Origin of the sequence: Cellulomonas sp. HD19AZ1 (assembly GCF_004535805.1) — a bacterium.
GTDB classification, from domain to species: domain Bacteria; phylum Actinomycetota; class Actinomycetes; order Actinomycetales; family Cellulomonadaceae; genus Cellulomonas; species Cellulomonas iranensis.
Genome location: NZ_SPHX01000001.1, coordinates 718,268 through 740,184, shown reverse-complemented (window position 1 = coordinate 740,184; position 21,917 = coordinate 718,268). Strand labels below are relative to the sequence as shown.

General features: G+C 76.9%; 19 protein-coding genes. 8 read left to right on the top strand and 11 right to left on the bottom strand.

Going from position 1 to position 21,917, the window contains the following annotated elements; genetic code table 11:
* Window positions 1-15 precede the first annotated feature (15 nt).
* Genes prcA through E4A51_RS18215 form a run of 3 tightly spaced genes read right to left on the bottom strand, consistent with a single transcriptional unit; the run spans window position 16 to window position 1,796 of the window.
* On the bottom strand, window positions 16-750 hold the full coding sequence (prcA, locus tag E4A51_RS03355) for a proteasome subunit alpha (RefSeq protein ID WP_134850851.1): 735 nt from the start codon (window positions 748-750) through the stop codon (window positions 16-18).
* Window positions 747-1,595, bottom strand: a complete 849-nt coding sequence (gene prcB / locus E4A51_RS03350; protein ID WP_134850850.1) for a proteasome subunit beta — start codon at window positions 1,593-1,595, stop codon at window positions 747-749. Before prcB ends, prcA begins: the two co-directional genes overlap by 4 nt.
* A gap of 6 nt (window positions 1,596-1,601) precedes the next feature.
* Entirely contained in the window at window positions 1,602-1,796 is a 195-nt protein-coding gene (locus E4A51_RS18215) for a ubiquitin-like protein Pup (RefSeq protein WP_046528513.1), read from the bottom strand.
* Window positions 1,797-1,977: 181 nt separating this feature from the next.
* On the opposite strand from E4A51_RS18215, the gene E4A51_RS18210 reads away from it, so the two are divergent.
* Complete coding sequence (locus E4A51_RS18210) at window positions 1,978-6,513, top strand: zinc ribbon domain-containing protein (protein WP_167748806.1); 4,536 nt, start codon at window positions 1,978-1,980, stop codon at window positions 6,511-6,513.
* Window positions 6,514-6,645: 132 nt separating this feature from the next.
* Here the strand turns inward: E4A51_RS18210 and dop are convergent, their stop codons facing one another.
* From dop to E4A51_RS03315, 4 genes are all read right to left on the bottom strand, one after another.
* Window positions 6,646-8,256: a depupylase/deamidase Dop gene (gene dop / locus E4A51_RS03330; protein ID WP_070320712.1), complete on the bottom strand. Its 1,611-nt coding sequence runs from the start codon at window positions 8,254-8,256 to the stop codon at window positions 6,646-6,648.
* Window positions 8,257-8,343: 87 nt separating this feature from the next.
* On the bottom strand, window positions 8,344-9,978 hold the full coding sequence (gene arc, locus E4A51_RS03325) for a proteasome ATPase (RefSeq protein ID WP_046528515.1): 1,635 nt from the start codon (window positions 9,976-9,978) through the stop codon (window positions 8,344-8,346).
* 154 nt (window positions 9,979-10,132) lie between these two features.
* Window positions 10,133-11,206, bottom strand: coding sequence for a tRNA (adenine-N1)-methyltransferase (locus tag E4A51_RS03320; protein WP_240696355.1), 1,074 nt, complete (start codon window positions 11,204-11,206; stop codon window positions 10,133-10,135).
* A 23-nt stretch (window positions 11,207-11,229) separates the two neighbouring features.
* Window positions 11,230-12,360 (bottom strand): site-2 protease family protein, encoded by a 1,131-nt coding sequence (locus tag E4A51_RS03315; protein WP_134850847.1) that lies wholly within the window; start codon window positions 12,358-12,360, stop codon window positions 11,230-11,232.
* 200 nt (window positions 12,361-12,560) lie between these two features.
* Between E4A51_RS03315 and E4A51_RS03310 the strand changes: the two genes are divergently transcribed.
* The 3 genes from E4A51_RS03310 (at window position 12,561) to E4A51_RS03300 (ending at window position 15,016) form a co-directional block, all read left to right on the top strand.
* Complete coding sequence (locus E4A51_RS03310) at window positions 12,561-13,418, top strand: PD-(D/E)XK nuclease family protein (protein WP_087508595.1); 858 nt, start codon at window positions 12,561-12,563, stop codon at window positions 13,416-13,418.
* Between the two features lie 279 nt (window positions 13,419-13,697).
* Entirely contained in the window at window positions 13,698-14,273 is a 576-nt protein-coding gene (gene sigK, locus E4A51_RS03305) for an ECF RNA polymerase sigma factor SigK (protein ID WP_070320709.1), read from the top strand.
* Window positions 14,270-15,016, top strand: coding sequence for an anti-sigma factor (locus E4A51_RS03300; RefSeq protein WP_167748805.1), 747 nt, complete (start codon window positions 14,270-14,272; stop codon window positions 15,014-15,016). Before sigK ends, E4A51_RS03300 begins: the two co-directional genes overlap by 4 nt.
* Window positions 15,017-15,035: 19 nt before the next feature.
* Here E4A51_RS03300 and E4A51_RS03295 read toward each other — a convergent pair whose 3' ends face one another.
* A complete protein-coding gene (locus E4A51_RS03295; protein ID WP_070321000.1) occupies window positions 15,036-15,677 on the bottom strand; it encodes an HAD family phosphatase in 642 nt (213 codons plus the stop codon).
* Between the two features lie 272 nt (window positions 15,678-15,949).
* Between E4A51_RS03295 and E4A51_RS03290 the strand changes: the two genes are divergently transcribed.
* Window positions 15,950-16,807 (top strand): PAC2 family protein, encoded by an 858-nt coding sequence (locus E4A51_RS03290; RefSeq protein WP_134850845.1) that lies wholly within the window; start codon window positions 15,950-15,952, stop codon window positions 16,805-16,807.
* A 34-nt stretch (window positions 16,808-16,841) separates the two neighbouring features.
* Here E4A51_RS03290 and mshC read toward each other — a convergent pair whose 3' ends face one another.
* Entirely contained in the window at window positions 16,842-18,086 is a 1,245-nt protein-coding gene (mshC, locus tag E4A51_RS03285; protein WP_134850844.1) for a cysteine--1-D-myo-inosityl 2-amino-2-deoxy-alpha-D-glucopyranoside ligase, read from the bottom strand.
* A 54-nt stretch (window positions 18,087-18,140) separates the two neighbouring features.
* On the opposite strand from mshC, the gene E4A51_RS03280 reads away from it, so the two are divergent.
* Window positions 18,141-19,208, top strand: coding sequence for a CorA family divalent cation transporter (locus E4A51_RS03280; protein ID WP_070320110.1), 1,068 nt, complete (start codon window positions 18,141-18,143; stop codon window positions 19,206-19,208).
* A gap of 18 nt (window positions 19,209-19,226) precedes the next feature.
* Here E4A51_RS03280 and E4A51_RS03275 read toward each other — a convergent pair whose 3' ends face one another.
* Complete coding sequence (locus E4A51_RS03275; RefSeq protein WP_046528521.1) at window positions 19,227-20,129, bottom strand: undecaprenyl-diphosphate phosphatase; 903 nt, start codon at window positions 20,127-20,129, stop codon at window positions 19,227-19,229.
* Between the two features lie 78 nt (window positions 20,130-20,207).
* On the opposite strand from E4A51_RS03275, the gene E4A51_RS03270 reads away from it, so the two are divergent.
* Window positions 20,208-21,173, top strand: a complete 966-nt coding sequence (locus E4A51_RS03270) for an aldo/keto reductase (protein WP_046528522.1) — start codon at window positions 20,208-20,210, stop codon at window positions 21,171-21,173.
* Between the two features lie 45 nt (window positions 21,174-21,218).
* On the opposite strand, the gene E4A51_RS18205 is transcribed toward E4A51_RS03270, so the two are convergent.
* Window positions 21,219-21,527: a primosomal protein gene (locus tag E4A51_RS18205; protein ID WP_167748804.1), complete on the bottom strand. Its 309-nt coding sequence runs from the start codon at window positions 21,525-21,527 to the stop codon at window positions 21,219-21,221.
* A 113-nt stretch (window positions 21,528-21,640) separates the two neighbouring features.
* On the opposite strand from E4A51_RS18205, the gene E4A51_RS03265 reads away from it, so the two are divergent.
* Complete coding sequence (locus tag E4A51_RS03265) at window positions 21,641-21,877, top strand: DUF5703 family protein (protein WP_046528524.1); 237 nt, start codon at window positions 21,641-21,643, stop codon at window positions 21,875-21,877.
* Window positions 21,878-21,917 lie beyond the last annotated feature (40 nt).

The following is a 21,917-nucleotide window of genomic DNA, read 5'->3' as shown; positions in this document are numbered from 1 at the left end:
CGTGCCCCGTCCGCCTCAGGCGGACGACGGACCCTGTCCAGCGCCCGGCGTCCCCGCACCGTCGAGCACGTCCTCCAGCAGCGCACCCGTGAGCCGGCGGAAGGCACGGCGCGGGCGCGTGCGGTCGAGCACGGCGACCTCGAGCTGCGCCGCCCCCAGCGCGCGCGGCTCGCCGTCGTCGCCCGACGACCCGAGCGCACGCACCGCGACCCCCAGCACCTCCGACAGCGTCATGCCCGGGCGCCACCCGCCCTCGAGCACGCCCGCGAGGCGCTCGGCCTGCCCGCCCATGACGACCCAGCCGTGCTCGTCGGTCACCGAGCCGTCGTACGACAGCCGGTAGATCTGGTCGCCCGCAGGCTCGCGCCCGACCTCGACGACCACGAGCTCGACCTCGAGCGGCTTCGACTCGGTCGTGAACACCGTGCCGAGCGTCTGCGCGTACGCGTTGGCCAGGCCGCGCGCCGTGACGTCGACACGGTCGTAGGAGTACCCGCGCAGGTCGGCGTACCGGACGCCCGCGACGCGCAGGTTCTCGAACTCGTTGTACTTGCCGACCGCGGCGAACGCGATGCGGTCGTAGATCTCGGAGATCTTGTGCAGCGCGCGCGACGGGTTCTCGGTCGCGAACGCGATGCCGTCGTCGTACTGCAGCACGACGACCGACCGCCCGCGGGCGATGCCCTTGCGGGCGTAGTCCGCGCGGTCCTTCATGAGCTGCTCGGGCGAGACGTAGAACGGCATGCTCATCGGACGTCCTCCTCGTCGGTCGCGCCGCGGCGGGCACGCTCGACGCCCGCGACGGCGGCCGCGAGCTCGTCGTCCGCGACCCGCAGGTAGCCGGCGGCCGTCACGGTCGCCACGACCGGCCAGATCTGGCGGACGTGGTCGGGGCCGCCCGTCGCGGAGTCGTCGTCGGCGGCGTCGACCAGCGCCTCGACCGCGACGCGCACCGCGTCCGCGGCGTCCATGCCCGCCTGCCAGCGCTTCTTCAGCGAGCCCCGCGCGAAGACCGACCCCGACCCGACCGCGTGGTGGTCGTGCTCCTCGTAGCGGCCGCCCGTGACGTCGTACGAGAACAGCCGCCCCACGCGCCGGTCGAGGTCGTAGCCTCCGAACAGCGGCACGACCGCGAGGCCCTGCATCGCGAGGCCGAGGTTGCCGCGGATCATCGTCGCGAGACGGTTGGCCTTGCCGTCGAGCGACAGCAGGCTGCCCTCGATCTTCTCGTAGTGCTCGAGCTCGAGCTGGAAGAGCCGCACCAGCTCGATCGCGAGGCCCGCCGTGCCGGCGATGCCCACCGCGGAGAACTCGTCCGCCGGGAACACCTTCTCGATGTGCCGGCTGGCGATCATCGACCCCATGGTGGCCCGCCGGTCCCCCGCCACCACGACGCCGCCGTCGAAGGTCAGCGCGACGATCGTGGTGCCGTGCGGCGCGTGCACCTCACCCGCCGGCAGCGGCCGGTTCCCGGGCAGCAGCTCGGGTGCGTGCCCCGCGAGGAACTCGACGAACGACGACGACCCGGGCGTGGTGAAGGCGTGCGGCAGCCGACCGGACGAGGGCTGCGCGGGACCGGACCAGGAGTGCACCATCGGCGATCACTGACCGCCCTTCTGCACGAAGCCGCGGACGAACTGCTCGGCGTTCTGCTCGAGGACGTCGTCGATCTCCTCCAGCAGCGCGTCGACCTCCGCGTCGCGGGACTGCGCGCTCGCCGCCGCGGGGGCCGGCGTCCCCGGCTCGTCGACCGGCTCGTCGTCGTGACGGCGCCTGACGTGTTCCTGCCCAGCCATGGTGACCTCCGTCCCTGCGGGAACGTGCCGCGTGCCCGCGTGGCCCACCCTAGGCCCAACCACCCGCGCCCGTACCTCGGGCGGCCGCGTCGTGGACGCCGCGCGGCACCGTCGGGACACCCCGGGGCGCCCGGCTGTGGACAACCTGAGCGTCGCGCGCGCCACCTGGCACGATGCGCGCATGACCCACGCCGACTCGTTGTACGCGCGCACGCTCGCCGCGCTGCAGGACGCCACCGTGTGCCCCGCGTGCACGACGCCGCTGCGCGCGGGGCGCTGCCCGGCGTGCGGCCTCGACGTCTCGGGGCCCGACGGGCTCCTGGTGTGGCAGGACAGCCAGGCAGCCGTGCGCGCGCTCGTGGCGCGCGAGCACCGCATCGCGGCCGTGCGGGCCGCGCAGGTCGCGCGGCCCGTCCTTGCCGCACCGGCGGCCGCCCGGCCGGTCGCACCCGCGGCGGTCACCCCGGGCGCGCCGGCGGTCACCCCGGGCGCGCCGGCGGTCGCGCCCACCGCACCGCCCGCGGCGGCCCCGGCTCCCGCACCGACGCCTGCCGCGCCGGTGCCGCACGTCGCCGCCCCGCACGTCGCCGCCCCCGCCGCCGCTCGCCCGGCGCGTCCGAGCGTCCCGGCGCCGGCCGCGCCCGCGCGCCGCCCCTGGCGCGTGCAGACCGTCCTGCAGGTGGTGGGCGCGTCGCTGCTCGCGGCCGCGAGCATCACGTTCCTCGTCTTCGCGTGGGACGTCATGGGGCTGCGCGGCCGCGCGGCCGTCGTCGCCGTCGGCACGCTCGTGGTCTTCGCGCTCGCGTCGTGGCTGCGCGCCCGCGCCCTGCGCCAGGGCGCCGAGGCGGTCGGCGCGGTCGCGGTGGTGCTGCTGCTGCTCGACGCGTGGGCGCTGCGGGCGACCGGTGCCGTCGCCCCGGGCGACGGCACGGCCCAGGCCGCGGTGTCGCTGCTGGTGAGCGCACTGCTCCTCACGGCATGGGGCCGACGGTCGCGCCTGCGCGTCGGGTCCGTCGCGGGCGCGGTCCTGCTGCCGCTGGCGCCGCTCGCCTGGCTCCCGGTGGTCCCCCGCCCGGACGGCGTCGTCGCGCTCCTGCTCGCGGCGTCGGCCACGACGCTCGTGCGGGCGACCGGGCCCTGGGCGTCCGGACGCGCCGAGACGCTGGTCCTGCGCACGCTCGCGGCGCTCACCCTCGGCGTCGCGGTCCCGACGGCGGCCGTCTCGCAGCTCGTCACGCTGCCGTCCGGCGCCTGGCCGTCGGTGGCGCTGCTGCTGGGCGCGGTGCCGCTCCTGGTCGCGCAGGGGCTCACCGACCTCCGTGCCGCGACCGGGGCCGCCCCGCCCCGCCCCGGGACGGTGCTCGCTTGGACCCGTGCCGCCGGGTGCACGCTGACGCTGGCCGGCGCCGGCGCGGTCGCCACGCTCGTCGCGCCGGCCGCCGGGACGTTCGTGGCCACCCAGGCCGGCGCGGCCGCCGCGTGCGCCGTGGCAGCGGCCCTCCTCGTCCGGAAGGGCTCGCCGGACACGCCGGCGGGTGTGGACGCGGACCCCACGGCCCACGGAACGGTGTCGACCACCGCCACCCCGCGCCGGGACGTCCGGGCTCCCGACGTCGCAGCCCACGTGCGTGCGGCGTCCGGGGCGGCGCTCGTGACCGCCGCGACGCTCGCGACCTGGTCGGTCCTCGCGCTCGTCGCGCAGACGGCGACGCGGCTCGCCTTCGGCGCCGACGCGGGCACGGCGCCGCTCGTCGTGCTCGCCCCGACGCTCGCCGTCGCAGCCGCCGTGGGGCTCGCCGTGCTCACGACGCGCCGCACCGGCACCGGCCCCGAGGGCCGCCGGCTCGCGCGCACGTGCGCCCACGGCGGGACGGCGCTCGTCATCGCCACCCTGCCCGTCACGACCTCGGGACTCGTGCCGCCCGCGGCGTCCGTCCTCGTGCTCGTGCTCGGTGCGGCGGCGGCGACCGCCGCGCTGCACGTCGGCGAGCGACGCCTGCACCCGACCGCCGCACGCGCCGGCGCCGTGCTGGCCGGGACGCTGGGCGTCCTCGGGGCGCTGCCCGGGCCGGGGTGGGTCGCCGGTGCGCTCGTCGCGCCGACGGTCCTCGCGGTGCTGGCCCGTCGGTGGTCGCGTGCACCCGGCTCGGCCGGCTCGTCGACCCTGGTCGCGGCCACGCTGCTGCTCGTCGCCGGCACGTGCACCGGCGTCGCCGCCGGGGCGGCCGCCGTCGTGGCGGCCGCCCTGACGGTCGCCCCGGTGGGTGCCGCGCTCCTCGCGCGCGCCGGGGCGCGGCGCACGGGGGCGGCGGAACGGGACTGCGCCCTGACGGGCGTCGCCCTCGCCGGCGCCGCGACGTGGGCCGCGGCGGCGCACCACGCCGCGACGACACCCGGAGCGACGGCGCTCGCGGTCGCCGCGCCCCTCGTGGCGGCCGCCACGTGCGCCGGGCTCGTGGTCGCGCTGCTCGCGGGCTCCCGGCGGTGGGGGCCGCCCCACGCGGTCGTCGGCTCCGCGGCGGTCGCCCCCGTGCTCGCGCTCGCGGTCCTCACCGTGCACCGGTCGGCGGGCGTGCCGCCCGTCGACGCGACCGCTCTCGCGGCCGTCGCGGTCGGCGGCCTGACCGCCGCCGCAGCGGTGCTGCTGGCCCGCACCGGCACGCCCGTCGCGCGGTACGCGGCCGAGGTGAGCGGGTGGCTCGTCGCAGCCGCGGGCGTGGGCGCCGCGGCCGCGACCGGCGCACCCGGGCCTGCACTGGTCGTCGCCGCCGCGTGCGCCGCCGCCTGGGCGCTCGCCCCCGGCCGCGCGCAGGGGTGGTGGCTCACGCTCGCGCTCGGCACCGGTGCCTGGTGGTCGCTGCTGGGCACGCGCGAGGTCGGCGTCGTCGAGCCGTACACGGCGGTCCCCGGTCTCGTCGTCGCGGCCGTCGCGGCGTGGCGCCTGGTGCGCGCACGCCCGCGCGCGTCGCGGCTGCTCGCCGCGGGGCTCGCGGTCGCGACGCTGCCCACGTCGGTGCTGCCGGGCGCGCTCGCCGTCGGCCCCGTGGTCGTCGACCGCGCCACGCTCGCGGCCGCGCTCGCGGCCGCCGTGGTCGTCGCCGGGCTGCTGCTGCGCCGGCGCCCCGCGGCCGCCGAGCTGCTGGCCGGGCTCGGTGGGGCGCTCGTGGTCCTCGGACCCGTGGCTCGCGCCACGGCCGCCGCGATCGGGCTGCCCGGGGCGGTCCCGGGTCCGGAGCTGCCCGACGGCACCGTGCTCGTCGAGGTCTGGACGTGGCCCGCGGCCGTCGCGCTCGCCGCGTGCGCGGTGCGCGCCCGCACCGCGGCGTCCCGGCGTGCCGTCGACACCGGGACCCCGTGGCTCCTGCTGACGGTCGGCGCGCTGCCGACGCTCGTGGCCGCACTCGCCGCGCCGGCGGGCGGTGCGGCAGCCGTCCGCGTGACGGCGCTCGCCGCCGTCGCCGCGACCCTGGCCCTCCTGGGCGGCGCGACAGGGCACCGGCTGCGCGCGCCCGGCGCGCGCGGCGCGGGTCACCCCGGGACGCCGCTCGCGCACCTCGGGCTCGCGCTGACGCTCGCGCTCGTCCCGGTCGCCACCGTCGTGCTCGTCGCGCACCACCCCGCACGCGCGGCCGAGCTGGGCGGGGCCGCGGACGTGCCGGCGACCCTCGCCGCGCTGCTGGTGCTCGCGACGGTCGCGCTCACGGCACGGCGCGCGGCAGCGCCGCGCCCGTGGCTCACGGTGGGGTCCGCGTTGCTCGTGCCCCTCGTGCTCGTCCGTGCCGGCGACGCGCGCCCCGTGCTCTGGGCGTGCGTGACCGCGACGCTGCTCGGGCTCGCGTGGCTCGCGGGCGGCCGCCGACGCTCCTCGGGCGGCCCGACCGACCGCGACGCGCGGCGCCCCCTCACGGCCGCGGCCGCCGGCGTCGCCCTCGCGGGCCCCTGGTGCGCCGGCGTCGCCGCCGCCGTCGCACCGGGCACCGCGACGCCGTGGCGCGTCGAGCTCGTCGCGGTCCTCACGGCGGTCGTCGTGGCGGTCGCCGCGCGAGCGTGGTCGCCCGTCCCGGACCGTCGCGTGACGCGCGCCGCGCTGACCGTGGTCCTCGCGCTGCCCGTCGTGCTGGCCGTCGACGCGACCGGGCTCGGGACGGTCCGTGCGCTCGCCCTGCTCGCCGGCGCGGCCGCGTTCGCGTGGTGGCGGCCGTTCCGGGGCGACGTCACGCTCGGCCTCGCGGTCGCGACCGCGACCGTGGTCGCCGTCGCGCTGCGCGGCGGACCCGAGCCCGTCGACCTCCCGTGGGCCGTCCTCGGGCTGCTCGCGTGCGCGCTCGGCGCCCGGCACCTGCGCGAGCAGCCTGCCGCCGGCTCGTGGTCGGCCCTCGGCGCGCCCGTCGCGCTCGCGGTCGGCGCGCCGCTCGCCGCGCTCTGGCTCACCGGCCCGGGGGCCGTGCGCCTGGCGGTCCTGCTGGCGCTGGCGCTGGCGGCGACGTCCGTCGGCGCCGCGCAGCGCTGGCAGGCACCGTTCGTGCTGGGTGTCGCCGCGACGCTCACGACCCTCGCGGTCGTGCTCAGCCCACTCACGGTGCGCGCGCTGGCCGACGTCGACGGGTGGGTGCTCCTCGCCGTCGGCGGTGCGGTCGTGCTCGGGCTGGGCCTCACCTACGAACGACGCGTCCGGGAGGCGAAGGAGGCCGTGCGCTTCGTCGGCGACATGCGCTGACCGCGCGCACGGGGCACGGGCCGCGCACGGTCCGCCCGGTGCGGGCGCACCGGCACGGTCCTCCCGAGCGTGCTGCCGCGGTCCGCACCGCCCCGCACGCCTGACCGGGCAGCGGGGGTCGGCGCCGCGTACTCAACCGCCCAGGGCGGCCAGCAGCGCGCGGGCGTCGGGGCTGGTGTCCAGCAGGTCGCCCACGTGCGCCCGCGTCCCCCGCAGCGGGTCGCGCATGGGGACGCGCTGCAGCGCCCGCGCCCCGGGCACGTCGAACACCACCGAGTCCCAGCTGGCCGCCGAGATCTGCGTGCCGTACCGCGCGACCGCCTCGCCGCGGAAGTACGCGCGCGTGTCCTGCGGGGCGTGCACCACGGCGTCCTGCACCTGCTCGGGCGTCACCAGCCGCTCGACGGCGTCCGCCGCCACCAGCCGGTGGTACAGCCCGCGCTCGGGGCGCACGTCCGACCACTGCAGGTCGACGGCCGCCAGGCGCGGGTGGTCCCACGCGAGGTGGTCGCGCCGGCGCATGCCGTCGAGCAGCCGCAGCTTGGCGACCCACTCGACCTCCCGCGCGCACGTCGCGGGCTCGTCGGCGAGCCGGTGCAGCAACGACTCCCACCGGTCCAGCACGTCGAGCGTCTGGGCGTCGGACGCGCCCTCCGTCCCGTCGAGCGCGGCGCGCACGGCGGCGACGTACTCGCCCTGCACCTCGAGCGCCGTCAGCCGTCGACCGTCCGCGAGCTCGAGGCGCTCGGTCAGCGTGAGGTCGTGGCTCACGGCGTGCACGGCGCCGACCGGGTCGCGCAGCGCGAGCCGGTCCACCGCCCGCACCGCACGGCACGCCGCGGGGACCCCCGCCTCGGCCTGCTCGACGAGCCACAGCACGAGCGCCGCCGTCCCGAGGCGCAGGTAGGTCGCGACCTCGAGCATGGTCGCGTCACCGATGATGACGTGCAGGCGCCGCCAGCGCGTCGGGTCGGCGTGCGGCTCGTCGCGCGTGTTGACGATCGGACGGCGCAGGGTCGTCTCGAGGCCGACCTCGGCCTCCATGTAGTCGGCGCGCTGGGACAGCTGGAAGCCCGGGTGCTCGCCGCGCTGACCGAGCCCGACGCGCCCGGCACCCGTGAACACCTGGCGGGTCACGAGGAACGGCGTGAGCCGCGCGACGAGGTCGCCGAACGGCACCGCGCGGTCCACGAGGTAGTTCTCGTGCGTCCCGTACGTGGCGCCCTTGCCGTCGACGTTGTTCTTGTACAGCGACACGTCGGGCAGCGCCGGGTTGCTCGCGAGCATCCGGACCGAGTCGAGCATGACGAGCTCCCCCGCGCGGTCCCAGCGCACCGCGTCCAGGGGGTTCGTCACCTCGGGCGAGGAGTACTCGGGGTGGGCGTGGTCGACGTACAGGCGCGCGCCGTTGGTGAGGATGACGTTCGCGGCACCCGGGTCCTCGTACTCCTCGACGTCGGAGCGCGGGAGCTCCTGCGGCGCGTCGCCCGAGGGCGCGGGCACGGTCGGCGAGTCGGTGAGCAGCGACGGGTGCGCCGACGCGCGCTGCAGGTGGAACCCGCGGGCGTCGTGCAGCGGGTCCTCGTCGTCGTAGTCCCACCGCGCGCGTCCCCGGCCCGCCTCGCGCGCCGCGGCGTGGACGGCCACGACGTGGCTCGACAGCAGCATCGGGTTGGCCATGGGCCTGCCCGGCTGCAGGACGCCGTACTCGGTCTCGATCCCCATCACGCGGCGCACGGTCACGCCGACCACCCTAGGTGAGCACGCCGACGGCGGCGGCGCGCGTCCGCGGCCCGCGCACCGCCGCCGCGCGCGGCGGCGGTGCGACCGTCAGAGGTACTGGCCGGTGCTCGTGACGTTCTCGATGGTCCGCGACGCCTCGACGCCCTTCTTGCCCTGCACGATGGTCCGGATGAAGACGATGCGCTCGCCCTTCTTGCCGGAGATGCGCGCCCAGTCGTCAGGGTTCGTGGTGTTGGGCAGGTCCTCGTTCTCCTTGAACTCGTCGACGCACGCCGCGAGCAGGTGGTCCACCCGGATGCCGCGCTGACCGGTCGCCAGCAGGTCCTTGATCGCGGTCTTCTTGGCGCGGTCGACGACGTTCTGGATCATCGCGCCCGAGTTGAAGTCCTTGAAGTACAGGACCTCCTTGTCCCCGCTCGCGTACGTGACCTCGAGGAACCGGTTCTCGTCGGCCTCGGAGTACATGCGCTCGACGACGCGCGCGATCATCGCCTCGACGGCCGCGGCGGCCGACCCGCCGTGCTCGGCGAGGTCCTCGGCGTGGATCGGCAGCGCGGGCGTGAGGTACTTCGCGAAGATCTCGCGCGCACCCTCGGCGTCGGGGCGCTCGATCTTGATCTTCACGTCCAGGCGCCCGGGCCGCAGGATCGCGGGGTCGATCATGTCCTCGCGGTTCGACGCGCCGATGACGATGACGTTGTCGAGCCGCTCGACGCCGTCGATCTCGGCGAGCAGCTGCGGCACGATCGTCGTCTCGACGTCGCTCGACACGCCCGTGCCACGCGTGCGGAACAGCGACTCCATCTCGTCGAAGAACACCACGACGGGATGGCCCTGCGACGCCTTCTCGCGTGCGCGGGCGAAGATGAGACGGATGTGCCGCTCGGTCTCGCCGACGTACTTGTTGAGCAGCTCGGGGCCCTTGACGTTGAGGAAGTACGAGCGCGCGTCGGCCACGTCCTCGCCGCGGGCCGCGGCCGCGGTCGCGGCGAGCGAGTGCGCGACCGCCTTGGCGATGAGCGTCTTCCCGCAGCCCGGCGGGCCGTACAGCAGGACGCCCTTGGGCGGCTTGAGCCCGTGCTCGCGGAACAGCTCGGGGTGCAGGAACGGCAGCTCGACGGCGTCGCGGATCGCCTCGATCTGCGGGCCGAGGCCGCCGATGTCGCCGTAGTCGATGTCGGGGACCTCCTCGAGCACGAGGTCCTCGACCTCGGCGCGCGGGATCACCTCGAACACGAAGCCGCTGCGCGAGTCGATCGTGAGCGCGTCGCCCACGCGCACGCCCGCGTCCGCCACCTGCCCGGCGAACCGCACGACGCGCTCCTCGTCGCCTCGGCCGACCACGAGCGCGCGGCCCTCGCCGAGCATCTCCTTGACGGTGACGAGCTCGCCGACCTGCTCGTAGCCGCCGGCCTCGACGACCGTGAGGGCCTCGTTGAGCATGACCTCCTGCCCGGGGCGCAGGCGGTGCACGTCGAGCGTGGGGCTCGCGCCGACGTGCATCTTGCGCCCCGCGGAGACGATGTCGACCGTGCCGTCGTCACGCGCACGCAGGAACGTCGCGTACGTGCCGGGCGGCTTGGCGAGGTCGTCGACCTGACGCTTGAGCTCGAGGATCTGCTCGCGCGCGGCCACGAGCGCCTCGCTCAGGCGCTCGTTCTTGGCGGCGAGGACCGTGAGCTCGCGTTGCAGGTCACGCCCGCCGGCAGCAGGTTCCGTCATGGTGATCGGCCTCCGTTCCGCGTCGCGGTGCGCCCTTCCTCCGGTCCACCGAGCACCACGCTGTGCCTGCTGGTCCGTCGACCCTAGCCGCCCGTGTCAACGGTGACGCCGCGACGACCCCGTGTCTCGCGACCGTCCCGAGGCGTGGACGCGCTCAGTCGTCCTCGGGCGGCGTGCCGTCCTCGCGCGCGGCGAGGTCGTCGGGCGCGACGTGCAGCTCACGGCGCACGCGGCGGATCTTCTTGGCCGACGTCTCGCGCTCGCCCATCGCCTCGGGCGACCACAGCTCGGCGTCCGGCGCGGGCGTGCCGTCGGGGGCCACGGGGTACGAGCCCTTCGCGGGCCGGCGCTTGCGCTGCGGCGGCTGCACGCCGTCGGCCAGCCGACGCGTCGTCAGGAGGAAGCCGGTGTGCCCGATCATGCGGTGCTGCGGGCGGACCGCGAGCCCCTCGAGGTGCCAGCCGCGCACCATCGACTCCCACGCCTCGGGCTCGGTGTACCGACCGTCGGCGCGCAGGTCCTCGGTGAGGCGCGACAGCTGGGTCGTCGTCGCGACGTAGCAGACCAGCACGCCGCCGGGTGCGAGCGCGGTGGCGACCGCGTCGAGGTTCTCCCACGGCGCGAGCATGTCGAGCACGACGCGGTCGACCGTGCCGGGTGCGGCGGCGTGCGGCAGCTCGTCGGCGAGGTCGCCCAGCCGCAGGTCCCACGCGGGGTGCTCGCCGCCGAAGAACTGCTCGACGTTGCCGCGCGCGATCGCCGCGAAGTCCGCGCGCCGCTCGATCGACACGAGCCGGCCCGCGTCGCCGACGGCCCGCAGCAGCGACAGCGTGAGACCGCCCGACCCGACGCCCGCCTCGACGACCGTCGCGCCGGGGAACACGTCGCCCATCGTGACGATCTGACCCGCGTCCTTCGGGTAGACGACCGCCGCGCCGCGCGGCATGGACAGCACGTGGTCGGACAGCAGGGGCCGCAGCGCCAGGTACTCGATGCCCGACGTGTTCTGGACCACGACCCCCTGCGACGCACCGATGAGCTCGTCGTGGCGGAGGTAGCCGCGGTGCGTGTGGAACGTCGCCCCGGGCTGCAGCGTGATGGTGTGCAGGCGTCCGCGCGGGTCGGTCAGCTGGACGCGCTCGCCGACGCGGAACGGGCCGCGGCGCACGTCCGCCCCGGTCGGTGCGGCGGCGGGCACGCGGTCGTCCGCGGTCTGGTCGGTGGTCACGTGCGCCGAGTCTAGGGGCGGCGTCAGCCGCGCAGCGCCGCGACGACGTCCGCCGTGCGCACCAGCGCGACGACGCGCCCGTCGACCAGGGCCGCGATCACGGGCCCGTGCCGCGACGCGTCGCTGAGCGCGCGCAGCAGCGCGTCGCCCTCGAGCGCGCCGTCGACGGTCGCGCCGACGGGCAGCGGCGTCGCGACCGCGACGACGTTCGTCGTGCCGGCCAGCTCGGCCGGCACGCGCGCGGCCGCGTCGGTGTCGACGTACGCCGCGGGGCGGCCGTCAGGTGCGAGCACGACGACCTCGGCGGCCTGCGCCGCGGCGGCGGTCGCCCGGGCGTGCGCGAGCGACGCCTGCGCGCCGACGACGACGGCGGGCCGCCCGACGGTCCGCAGCGTGAGCGTCTGCACGACCCTGCCGGTGCGTCCGCCCCGGATCGCCGCGGTCGCGCCGGACCACAGGAACGCGCCGATGAGCGCCGCCCACGCGACGGTCACGAGGTCGGGCGTCAGGCCGAGCACGAACGGGCGGCCCAGCACGACGAGCACGAGCCCGACCGCGACGGCACGACCGGCCCACCCCGCGACCACGGCGCCGCGGTGCCGGTCGCGCGTGACGGCCCACACGCCGGCCTCGAGCACGCGTCCGCCGTCGAGCGGCAGGCCCGGCACGAGGTTGAACAGCCCGACGAACCCGTTGGCCGCGGCACCGGCCCACAGCAGGGTCTGCAGCAGCGACCCGGCGGGTGCGAGGTGGTTCGACACGAGCAGGAAGGCGCCCGCGAGCGCGATGCTCGCGACGGGCCCGACGACCGCGACGAGCGCGCTCGTGCCGGGCGTGGCCGCGGCGCTGCGGAACGTGGTGTGCCCGCCCCACAGCGTGAGGACGAACGCCTCGGGCTGCTCGCCGCGGGCCTTGCCGACGAGCCCGTGCGCGAGCTCGTGCACCAGGACCGACGCGAAGAGCAGCACGACGAACGCGAACGCCACGACGTAGGGCAGCGCGCCGCCGCCGGTGGTCCAGGTGGCCGCGGCGGGCGCGAAGACGAACGTGAGGACGACGGCGGCGAGAGGCCAGCTGCGCGCGACGACGACGGGCGCGCCCGCGACGTGGCCGAGCAGCCAGCCGGCGGGACGGTCGTGCCGGGGTGCGTTCACGCACGCCAGCCTACGGTCGTGGGCACGCCACGACCGTCGCCCGGCGCCCGCGGTCGCGACCGGTGCGACCCGTGCGGCAGGAGCGACCCGTGCGGCCTGGCGCGGGACGTCCTGGCGGCGTTGTGGGCGGCGGCGCCTACCCTCGTCGCGTGAGCGTGGACACCGACCGCCCGACCGACCTCGCCGAGCCGCAGCACCCTGTGCCGACGGACGGCTCGGGCCCGGCTGCCGAGCCGCGCGTGCCGGGGCTGTCGCCGTCGCGCGCGAACGACTTCCTGCAGTGCCCGCTGCTGTTCCGGTTCCGCGTGGTCGACCGGCTGCCCGAGCCGGCGTCGCCCGCCGCCGCGCGGGGCACGCTCGTGCACGCCGTGCTGGAGCACCTGTTCGACCTGCCCGCGGCGGAGCGGACCCTGGAGGCCGCGAGCGCGACGCTCCCGGCGCGCTGGGACGCGCTGCTCGACGAGGAGCCGCGCTACCGCGAGCTGCACGCCGACGACGCCGCCCGCGAGGAGTTCCTCGCGGGAGCACGACGCCTGCTGGAGACGTACTTCACGCTCGAGGACCCGACGCGCCTGGAGCCGCGGGCACGGGAGCTGCACGTGCGCCACGACCTCGAGGACGGGCCGCGGCTGCGCGGGGTCGTCGACCGGGTCGACGTCGCGCCGAACGGCTGGGTCCGCGTCGTCGACTACAAGACCGGTCGGTCGCCGCGCCCGGGCTTCGAGAGCTCGGCGCTGTTCCAGATGCGGTTCTACGCGTACGTCGTGTGGCGCACGCGCGGCGTGCTGCCCAAGCGGCTGCAGCTCGCGTACCTGGGCGACGGCGTGGTGGTGAGCCACGAGCCCACCGAGTCCGAGATGCACACGCTCGAGGCGCGCGTGCGGTCGATCTGGGCGGGCATCGAGGACACCGCCCGCAGCGGCGACTGGCGTCCGCGCACGTCGCGGCTGTGCGACTGGTGCTCGTTCCGCGACCGCTGCCCGTCGTTCGGGGGCACCCCGCCGCCCGTGCCGCCCGGTGCGGTCGAACGGGCGATCGGCGTCACACCCGTCTCCTGAACGCCCGCCCATCCGTCGGGCCGTCGGCTCCGAACCCTCCACGACAGGCGAGCGACAAGGAGCGACCCTAAGATGCCCGGCCCCCACCCGACGGACCTCCGCGACGGCGGTGCGGTGCGCACGCGCCGCGCCGGTGACGTGCGGCGTCCGTGCGCGTCGGCGCCGGGCGTGCACCGGCACCGGGCGGCGCCCGCGCACCGGCCCGGTCCGCACCGCGCGCGCCGCGTCCGCCGCACGTCCGCCGCGCCGGGCCCGGCCGGGTGGGGCACACTGGCGCCCGTGCCTGCACCTTCCACCCCGCCACCCGCGGTCGGCTCGGTCGAGGAGCACCTCCTGCGCGTCGCGGGGGGCGACCAGGACGCGTTCGTGCACGTCTACGACACGCTGTCGCCGGTCGTGCACGGCACGGCCCTCGCGGTGCTGCGCGACCCGCACCACGCCGCCGAGGTGACCCAGGAGGTCATGGTCGAGGTGTGGCGCACCGCGGCGCGGTTCGAGCCGGCCAAGGGCTCCGCCCGCACGTGGGCCGCGACCCTCGCGCACCGGCGCGCGGTGGACCGCGTGCGCTCGGTGCAGGCGCAGCGCCGGCGCGACCAGGCGGCGCTGGACGCCGACGTGCCGCGCCCGTACGACGAGGTCGCCGAGGAGGCCGAGGGCAACCTCGAGGCGGCCCGGGTGCGGCACTGCCTCGGCGGCCTGACGGACACGCAGCGCACCGCGGTCGAGCTCGCCTACTACGGGGGCCTGAGCTACCGCGAGGTCGCGGCGCGCCTCGACGCCGCGCTGCCCACGGTCAAGAGCCGGATCCGCGACGGCCTGCTGCGGCTGCGCGACTGCCTGGGGGTGGTCGCGTGAGCGAGCGACCGACCGACGACGCGACGCGCGACCTGCTCGGCGCGTGGGCGCTCGACGCGGTCTCGGACGACGAGCGGGCGGCCGTCGAGGCGCTGCTCGCGCGCGACCCGGACGCCGCGCGCGAGGCCCGCGAGCTGCGGGCCGTCGCGGCGACGCTCGCCGCCGCGACCGCGCGGCCCGCGCCGGAGCACGTCCGGGCCGCGACGCTCGCGGCGGTCGCGGCGACCCCGCAGGTCGGCACCGGCGCTGCGGCCGCCGGTGCCGTCGACCTCGCCTCGGAGCGCGTGCGGCGACGGCGCGCCCCCGTGCGCACGGCCCTCGTCGCGGCCGTGGCCGCCGCGGTGCTCGCGGTGCCGGTGACGGTGGCGTGGCGGCAGGCCGACCGTGCCGCGGTGGCCGAGCAGCGGCTCGCGGCGGTCGAGCGCCTGCTCGGCGCACCCGACGCCCGGCTCGTCGCGGCCGACGTCGCGGGCGGCGGGCGCGCCGTGGCGGTCGTGACGGACGACATCGCGCTCGTGACGGCGTCCGGCGTGAGCGACCCCGGGTCCGACCGGGTCTACCAGCTGTGGCTGCTGCGCGACGGCGCGGCGCTGCCGTCGAGCACGTCGCCCGTGACGGCGGGCGGCTTCGACGTCACCACCGCCGAGTTCCGGCCGGGCGACGCGCTGGCCGTGACCGTCGAGCCGCGGGGCGGGTCGACGGCCCCGACCACGGACCCCGTGGTGGTCCTCGAACCGGCCTGACGTCCGCGCGCGGCGCGCCTCAGACCGAGCGGCGCAGGTCGAGCGTCTCCCCCGCGGCCACGCGCTCGATCGTCGGCAGGTCGACGCGCGCGAGCGAGCCGACGCGCGAGACACCCGCGGGCGGGTCGATCGTCACGTGCGAGTCGACGGCGACGACGCGCGCACCGCTCGAGACCGCGGACGCGAGGCCCGTCGCGGAGTCCTCGAACGCGACGCACGCGCGCACGTCGACGCCCAGCAGCCGCGCCGCCGTGAGGTAGGGCTCGGGGTCGGGCTTCGGGCGCGTCACGTCGTCGCCCGCGACGACCACGTCGAACAGCCCGACAGTCTGCGCGAACGGTGCGGCCAGCACGCCGAACGACGAGGTCACGAGCGCCTGCGGCACACCGGCCGCGTGCAGCGCGCGCAGCAGCTCGAGCGCCCCGGGGCGCCACGGGACACCGGCCGCGACCGCGGCACCCACCGCGGTGTTGAGCTGGTGCGCGATCTGGTCGACCTCGAGCCGCACGCCGCGTGACTGCAGCAGCGCGGCCGACACCGACATCGAGCTGCCGACCATCGCGGCCGCGTCGGACGGCGTCCACACGCCGCCGTGCTCCTCGACGAGCGCGATCTCGGCCGCCATCCAGTGCGGCTCGGTGTCGATGAGCGTGCCGTCCATGTCCCACAGCACGGCGGCGGGCGACGCGCTGCGCTGAGGGGCGGACGGGCGGTGGGCGGGCGACGACAGCGTGCTCAGGACGGCCTCCGATGCCGGGACGGGTGGGTGCGGACCACGGGGGTCGTCCCCCATCATCCCCGCTCGCCGCACGTCCGCCACCGCCGTGCGGCCGGACGTGAGGCGCGCCACGTCCGGACGCGCGGGGACGCCGCGCGCGCGCCGAACGGCACGGTCGCACGCCTCGTCGGCCGCCCCAGCCCTACGCTGGGACCGTGAGCGAGCACGCAGCACCCGACCTCCCGGCCCGCGAGACCGTCCTGCTCGCGGCCTTCGAGGGCTGGAACGACGCGGGCAGCGCCGCGACGGCCGCGCTCGAGCACCTGTACGACGTGTGGGGCGCCGAGCAGGTCGACGAGCTCGACCCCGAGGAGTACCACGACTTCCAGGTGAACCGTCCGGTGGTCGGCCCGGGGCCGGACGGCACGCGTGAGATCACGTGGCCGACGACCGCCGTGGCCGTCGCGACCACGCCGCGCTCGGGCCGGCAGGTCGTGCTGGTGCACGGCATCGAGCCGTCGATGCGCTGGCGCCGGTACTGCAGCGAGCTCCTCGACATCGCCGCGGGACTCGGCGTGCGCGCGATCGTCACGGTCGGCGCGCTGCTCGCGGACGTCCCGCACACGCGACCGATCCCCGTGAACGCGACGAGCGAGGACGAGGAGGTCCGCGAGCTGCTGGGCCTCGAGCCCAACACGTACGAGGGTCCGACGGGCATCGTCGGCGTGCTCCAGCACGAGGCCGGCGTGCGCGGCCTGCAGGCGCTGTCGTTGTGGGCGGCGGTGCCGCACTACGTGGCCGCTCCCCCGTCGCCGAAGGCGACGCTCGCGATCCTGCACCGCCTCGAGGGCCTGCTGGGCGAGCCCGTGCCGCTCGGCGACCTGCCGGACGACGCCGAGGCCTGGCAGCACGGCGTCGACGAGCTCGCGGGCGACGACTCGGAGATCGGCGAGTACGTGCGTCAGCTCGAGGAGGCCAAGGACACCGCCGAGCTGCCCGAGGCGAGCGGCGAGGCGATCGCGCAGGAGTTCGAGCGCTACCTGCGACGGCGCGACAAGGGCACGGGCGGCTGAGCCCGGCGGGTGCCGTCGCGACGCGCGGGCGGGCCTAGAGCCGGACGCCCAGCAGCGCGTCGACCGTGCGCGCGACGACGCCCGGGGCGCCCTCGTGCGTGGGCCCCTGCCCCGCGAGCGCCGCGGCGGCCCACGCGTCGACCACGGCGATCGCGCGCGGCGTGTCGAGGTCGTCGGCGACGGCGGCGCGCACGCCCGCGAGCACGGGCGTCGCGTCGGGCCCGCCGTTGCCGGACATCGCCCGGCGCCACGTCGCGAGCCGCTCGCGCGCCTGCGCGAGGCCGCCGTCGGTCCACTCCCAGTCGTCGCGGTACCGGTGCGCGAGCACCGCGAGCCGCACGGCCATCGGCTCGACGCCGTCGGCGAGCAGCCGCGACACGAGCACGAGGTTGCCGCGCGACTTGCTCATCTTGTGGCCCTCGTAGCCGACCATGCCGCCGTGCGCGTGCACGCGGGCCGCCTGCCCGTCGTCGAGCAGGCGCAGGTGCGACGCGCTGCACTCGTGGTGCGGGAACACCAGGTCGGAGCCGCCGCCCTGCACGTCGTACGGCACGCCGAGCCCGTCGGCGGCGATGACGGCGCACTCGACGTGCCAGCCGGGCCGGCCGCGCCCCACACCCGGGGCGTCCCACGCCGGCTCGCCCGCGCGCTCGGCGCGCCACAGCAGCGGGTCGAGCGGGGACCGCTTGCCGGCGCGGTCCGGGTCGCCGCCGCGCTCGGCGCTTAGCGCGAGCATGGTGGCCTCGTCGAGGCGCGCGACCGTGCCGAACGCGGGGTCGGCCGCGAGGTCGGCGTAGACGTCGTCGCCGCCGTCCGGGGCGGGCACGCGGTAGGCCGCCCCGCGGTCGAGCAGCGTGCGCACGGCGGCGGCGACGCGGTCGACGGACTCGACGACGCCGCGGTACACGTCGGGCGGCACGACGCCCAGCGCGGTCATGTCCGCCGCGAACAGGGCGGTCTGGTCCGCCGCGAGGTCGCGCCAGTCCACGCCCGTCGCGGTCGCGCGCTCGAGCAGCGGGTCGTCGACGTCCGTGACGTTCGACGCGTAGGTGACCTCCTGGCCCGCGTCGCGCCAGGCGCGCCCGAGCACGTCGAACGCGACGTACGTCGCGGCGTGGCCCATGTGGGTCGCGTCGTAGGGCGTGATCCCGCACACGTACAGGCGCGCGGTCGGACCGGGAGCCGCGACGACGACCTCGCCGGTCGACGTGTCGAGCAGGCGGACCGGCTCACCGGTCCCCGGCAGCCGCGGGATCTGAGGGGCGGGCCAGGTCAGCACGTCGGGAAGCCTAACCGCCGTGCCGGGGAGCGGCGGACGCACAATGGGCGGGTGATGGAGCAGGGTGCGGCCCGCGGGGTCGACGACGAGGCCGACGACGGGACGCCGCGCGCGGCGCCGACCCGACCCGTGCGGGTCCGCGGGCGCGCGTGGGTCGAGCGCACGGGGACGTGGCTCCGTGTCGAGCCCGACGGCGACGGCATGCTCGACCTGGCCGCGCTGCCGACCGACGTGCGGACCACGTGGGTCGTCACCGACGACGAGGCGGGGCTGCTCACGGCCACGCGCGCGCTGGCCCCCGACGACCGCACGGTGCACCTGCTGGGGCGGCACCTGCACCGCGAGGGGCGGCCGCGCGCCAAGGTCGTGCGCGGCCACGACGACGCGATCGTGCTGACCGCGCCCACGGTGTCGTTCGTCGACCGCACGGCCGACGTGCACACCGGCTGGATCACGGGCGTCGTGCACCCGGGGCTCGTGCTCATGACCGAGCAGGGCGACGCGGGCGTGCTGGCCGCCGCGGCCGAGCGGCTCGAGGACGACCTGCCAGACCCCGACGACTGCGAGCACGCGGTGCTCGCGACGGTGCTGCTGACGCTCACGCAGGCCGCGGGGGACGTCGAGGCGGAGATCGGCGACGCGGTCGCGCGGGTCGAGCGCACGGTGTTCTCGCAGCACGCGCACCGCGACGTGCTGGCGGACCTGTACGACCTCAAGCGCGAGATCGCGGAGGCGCGGCGCGCGCTCGGCCCGGTCGCGACCGCGCTGCCCGAGCTGGTGGGCGCCGCCGAGGCGCACGCGCGGCGTCCCGAGTGGCTGCGGCGCGTGGAGGCGGCGGTGGACCGCATCGACCGGCACCTGGACGCGCACGACGCGCTGCTGGGCGACATGCTCGCGGTGCACCTCGCGCAGGTGTCGGTCCAGCAGAACGAGGACATGCGCAAGATCTCGGCGTGGGCCGCGATGATCACGGTGCCCACGCTGGTCGCCGGCATCTACGGCATGAACTTCCGCCACATGCCCGAGCTGGGGTGGACGTTCGGGTACCCGCTGGTGCTGCTGGCGATGGCCGGGGCGTGCGTCGCGCTGTGGCGCGCCTTCCGCCGCTCCGGGTGGCTGTGACGCGGTGGCCGTGACGCGTCAGACGCTCGTCAGCTCGGAGACCGGCTCGAGCACGCCCGTGAGCAGCAGCAGCACGACGAGCGCCGCGAGCCCCAGGCGGTAGTACACGAACGGCTTGTAGCTGAACGTCGACACGATCTTGAGGAACGCGATGATCACGACGTACCCGACGACGAACGCGACGAGCGTGGCGACGAGGGTCGCGCCGGCACCGGGCGTGCCCGCGGTGCCGAAGTCGCCGAGGCTCTTCACGAGCTGGAACAGGCCGGACCCGAAGACGGCGGGGATCGCGAGCAGGAACGAGTAGCGCGCCGCCGCCTCCCGCGTGTAGCCCATGAGCAGGCCGCCCGTGATCGTGCCGCCCGAGCGCGAGACGCCGGGCACGAGCGCGAGCGCCTGCCAGAACCCGAACGCGAGCGCGTGCCGGGGCGTCAGCTCGTCGAGCGCGCGCCGCTTCTCCCCCACCTTGTCCGCCCAGCCGAGCACGAGCGCGAACACCGCGAGCGTCAGCGCGACCAGCCACAGGTTGCGGAACGGCCGCTCGATCGCGTCCTGGAACGCCAGGCCCAGCACGACGATCGGCAGCGTGCCGAGCGTGATGAACCACGCCATGAGCGCGTCGTGGTCGACCGGTCCGCCCGCGGGCATGCCGAGCCGCGAGCGCCAGTCCGTGCCGTGGGCGCCGCGCACGGCGGCCCACCACGCCAGGACGATCCGCTTGATGTCGCGGCGGAAGTACAGCAGCACCGCGGTCTCGGTGCCGAGCTGCGTGATCGCGGTGAACGCCGCGCCGGGGTCGCCGGACCCGACCAGCTCCCCCACGATCCGCAGGTGCGCGCTCGAGGACACCGGCAGGAACTCGGTGAGCCCCTGGACCAGCCCGAGCAGGATCGACTCACCCGTACCGATGCCCGTCGTCACGAGGCGCAACGATAGCGCCGCGACCCCGCGGCACGTCACGCGTGGGACGCACGGCCCGCGCGGCTAGGGTGGCGCCCCATGGAGCACCGTCGTCTGGGCCGCACCGGTCTGCGCGTGTCGTCGCTGGCCCTGGGCACGCTGACGTGGAGCCGCGACACCGACGACCACGAGGCCACCGACCAGCTGCGCGACTTCACGGAGGCGGGCGGGACGCTCGTCGACACGTCCGCCGCGTACGCCGACGGCGGCGCCGAGGAGCTGCTCGGCACGCTGCTGGGCGACGTGGTGGACCGCGACGACGTCGTGATCTGCACCAAGGCCGGCGTGCGCCGCACCGCCACGGGCGGCGTGGTCGACGCGTCGCGCGGCGCGCTGCTCGACTCGCTCGACGCGTCGCTGCGACGGCTGCGTACCGACCGCGTCGACCTGTGGCTCGCGACGCCCGACCCCCGCACGCCGCTCGAGGAGACCGTCTCGGCGCTGCGTCACGCGGTGCAGGCGGGCAAGGCGCGCTACGTCGGGCTGTCCAACCACGCGGGCTGGCAGGTGGCACGCGCCGCGACGCTGCTCGAGCCGGACCCGGGGCTCGCGGCCGTCGAGGCCGAGTACTCGCTGCTGCAGCGCGGCGTCGAGCGCGAGGTGCTGCCGGCGTGCGCCGCGCTCGGCGCGGGCCTGGTCGCGTGGTCGCCGCTGGGCCGCGGCGTGCTCACCGGCAAGTACCGCCGCACCATCCCGTCGGACTCGCGCGCCGCGTCGGCGCACCTGGCCGGGTTCGTGCAGCCGTACCTCACGGCGGACGCCGCGGGCGTGGTCGACGCGGTCGTCACCGCGGCCGCGGGGCTCGAGCGCTCGCCGCTCGAGGTCGCGCTCGCGTGGGTGACGTCGCGGCCGGGCGTCGCGTCCGCCGTGGTCGGCGCACGCACCGCCGCACAGCTGCGCGGCGCGCTGGCGGTCGAGGACCTGCGCCTGCCGCCGGAGATCACGGTCGCGCTGGACGAGATCACGGCGCCGCCCGCGGGCTACCCGGAGCGCCCCGGGCGCTGACCGCACGTCGCGCGACGCGCGGGGTCTCGGCGGGCGGGCGCGGCGTCAGGCCCGCGCGTGCGCCGGGTCGTCGTCGAGGTCGAGCTCGTCGTCCTCGTCGTCGTCGTCGTCCTCGAGGTCGTCGTCGTCCTCGTCGAGGTCGTCCTCGTCGTCCTCCTCGGCCAGGTAGAACGGCGTCGCCTCGCCGTGCACCGTGCCGAGCGCGTCGTCGTAGACCTCGAACGCGTCGGCGAGCACGTCGTACGCGTCGTCGACGGCGGGGTCGTCGTCGTCGTGCTTGGCTGCGACGGCGGCGTAGTGCGCCTCGAGGGCGGCCACCAGACGGTCGAGGGCGGCACGCGGGTCCACGGTCATGGCACGACCGTAGCGCCGCGCGGGGCACAATGGCACCGCATCTGCACCGACGGGGCGGCCACCGCGACGGCCGGTCGCGCCGTCGTCACGACGCGACGGGACGAGGTGGGGCGATGACGGCACGCAGGCGCAGCGACTGGGCGACGCAGGGCGGGCAGTGGGAGTACCGCATGCTGACGATCCCGCGCAGCACGTCGCGCAACGACGCCCGGCGCATGCTCACCGACGAGGCCGAGTACGGCCGGTGGGAGCTCGCCCGCACACGCCTGTACGCCGGCGGCGAGCGGCGCGTGTGGCTGCGGCGCAAGATCATCCGGGTGCGCTCGACGCTGCCCGAGACCGTCGGCTGACCTGCGCCGACGGCCCCGGGGGGCGCCGACGGCCCCGGGC

Excerpts from the sequence above, each read along its gene's own strand:
- prcB (WP_134850850.1), bottom strand. The coding sequence starts at position 1,595 with ATGGTGCACTCCTGGTCCGGTCCCGCGCAGCCCTCGTCCGGTCGGCTG.
- E4A51_RS03295 (WP_070321000.1), bottom strand. The coding sequence starts at position 15,677 with ATGGACGGCACGCTCATCGACACCGAGCCGCACTGGATGGCGGCCGAG.
- E4A51_RS03270 (WP_046528522.1), top strand. The coding sequence starts at position 20,208 with ATGGAGCACCGTCGTCTGGGCCGCACCGGTCTGCGCGTGTCGTCGCTG.
- arc (WP_046528515.1), bottom strand. The coding sequence starts at position 9,978 with ATGACGGAACCTGCTGCCGGCGGGCGTGACCTGCAACGCGAGCTCACG.
- prcA (WP_134850851.1), bottom strand. The coding sequence starts at position 750 with ATGAGCATGCCGTTCTACGTCTCGCCCGAGCAGCTCATGAAGGACCGC.
- E4A51_RS18215 (WP_046528513.1), bottom strand. The coding sequence starts at position 1,796 with ATGGCTGGGCAGGAACACGTCAGGCGCCGTCACGACGACGAGCCGGTC.
- E4A51_RS03265 (WP_046528524.1), top strand. The coding sequence starts at position 21,641 with ATGACGGCACGCAGGCGCAGCGACTGGGCGACGCAGGGCGGGCAGTGG.
- E4A51_RS18210 (WP_167748806.1), top strand. The coding sequence starts at position 1,978 with ATGACCCACGCCGACTCGTTGTACGCGCGCACGCTCGCCGCGCTGCAG.
- E4A51_RS18205 (WP_167748804.1), bottom strand. The coding sequence starts at position 21,527 with ATGACCGTGGACCCGCGTGCCGCCCTCGACCGTCTGGTGGCCGCCCTC.
- E4A51_RS03280 (WP_070320110.1), top strand. The coding sequence starts at position 18,141 with ATGGAGCAGGGTGCGGCCCGCGGGGTCGACGACGAGGCCGACGACGGG.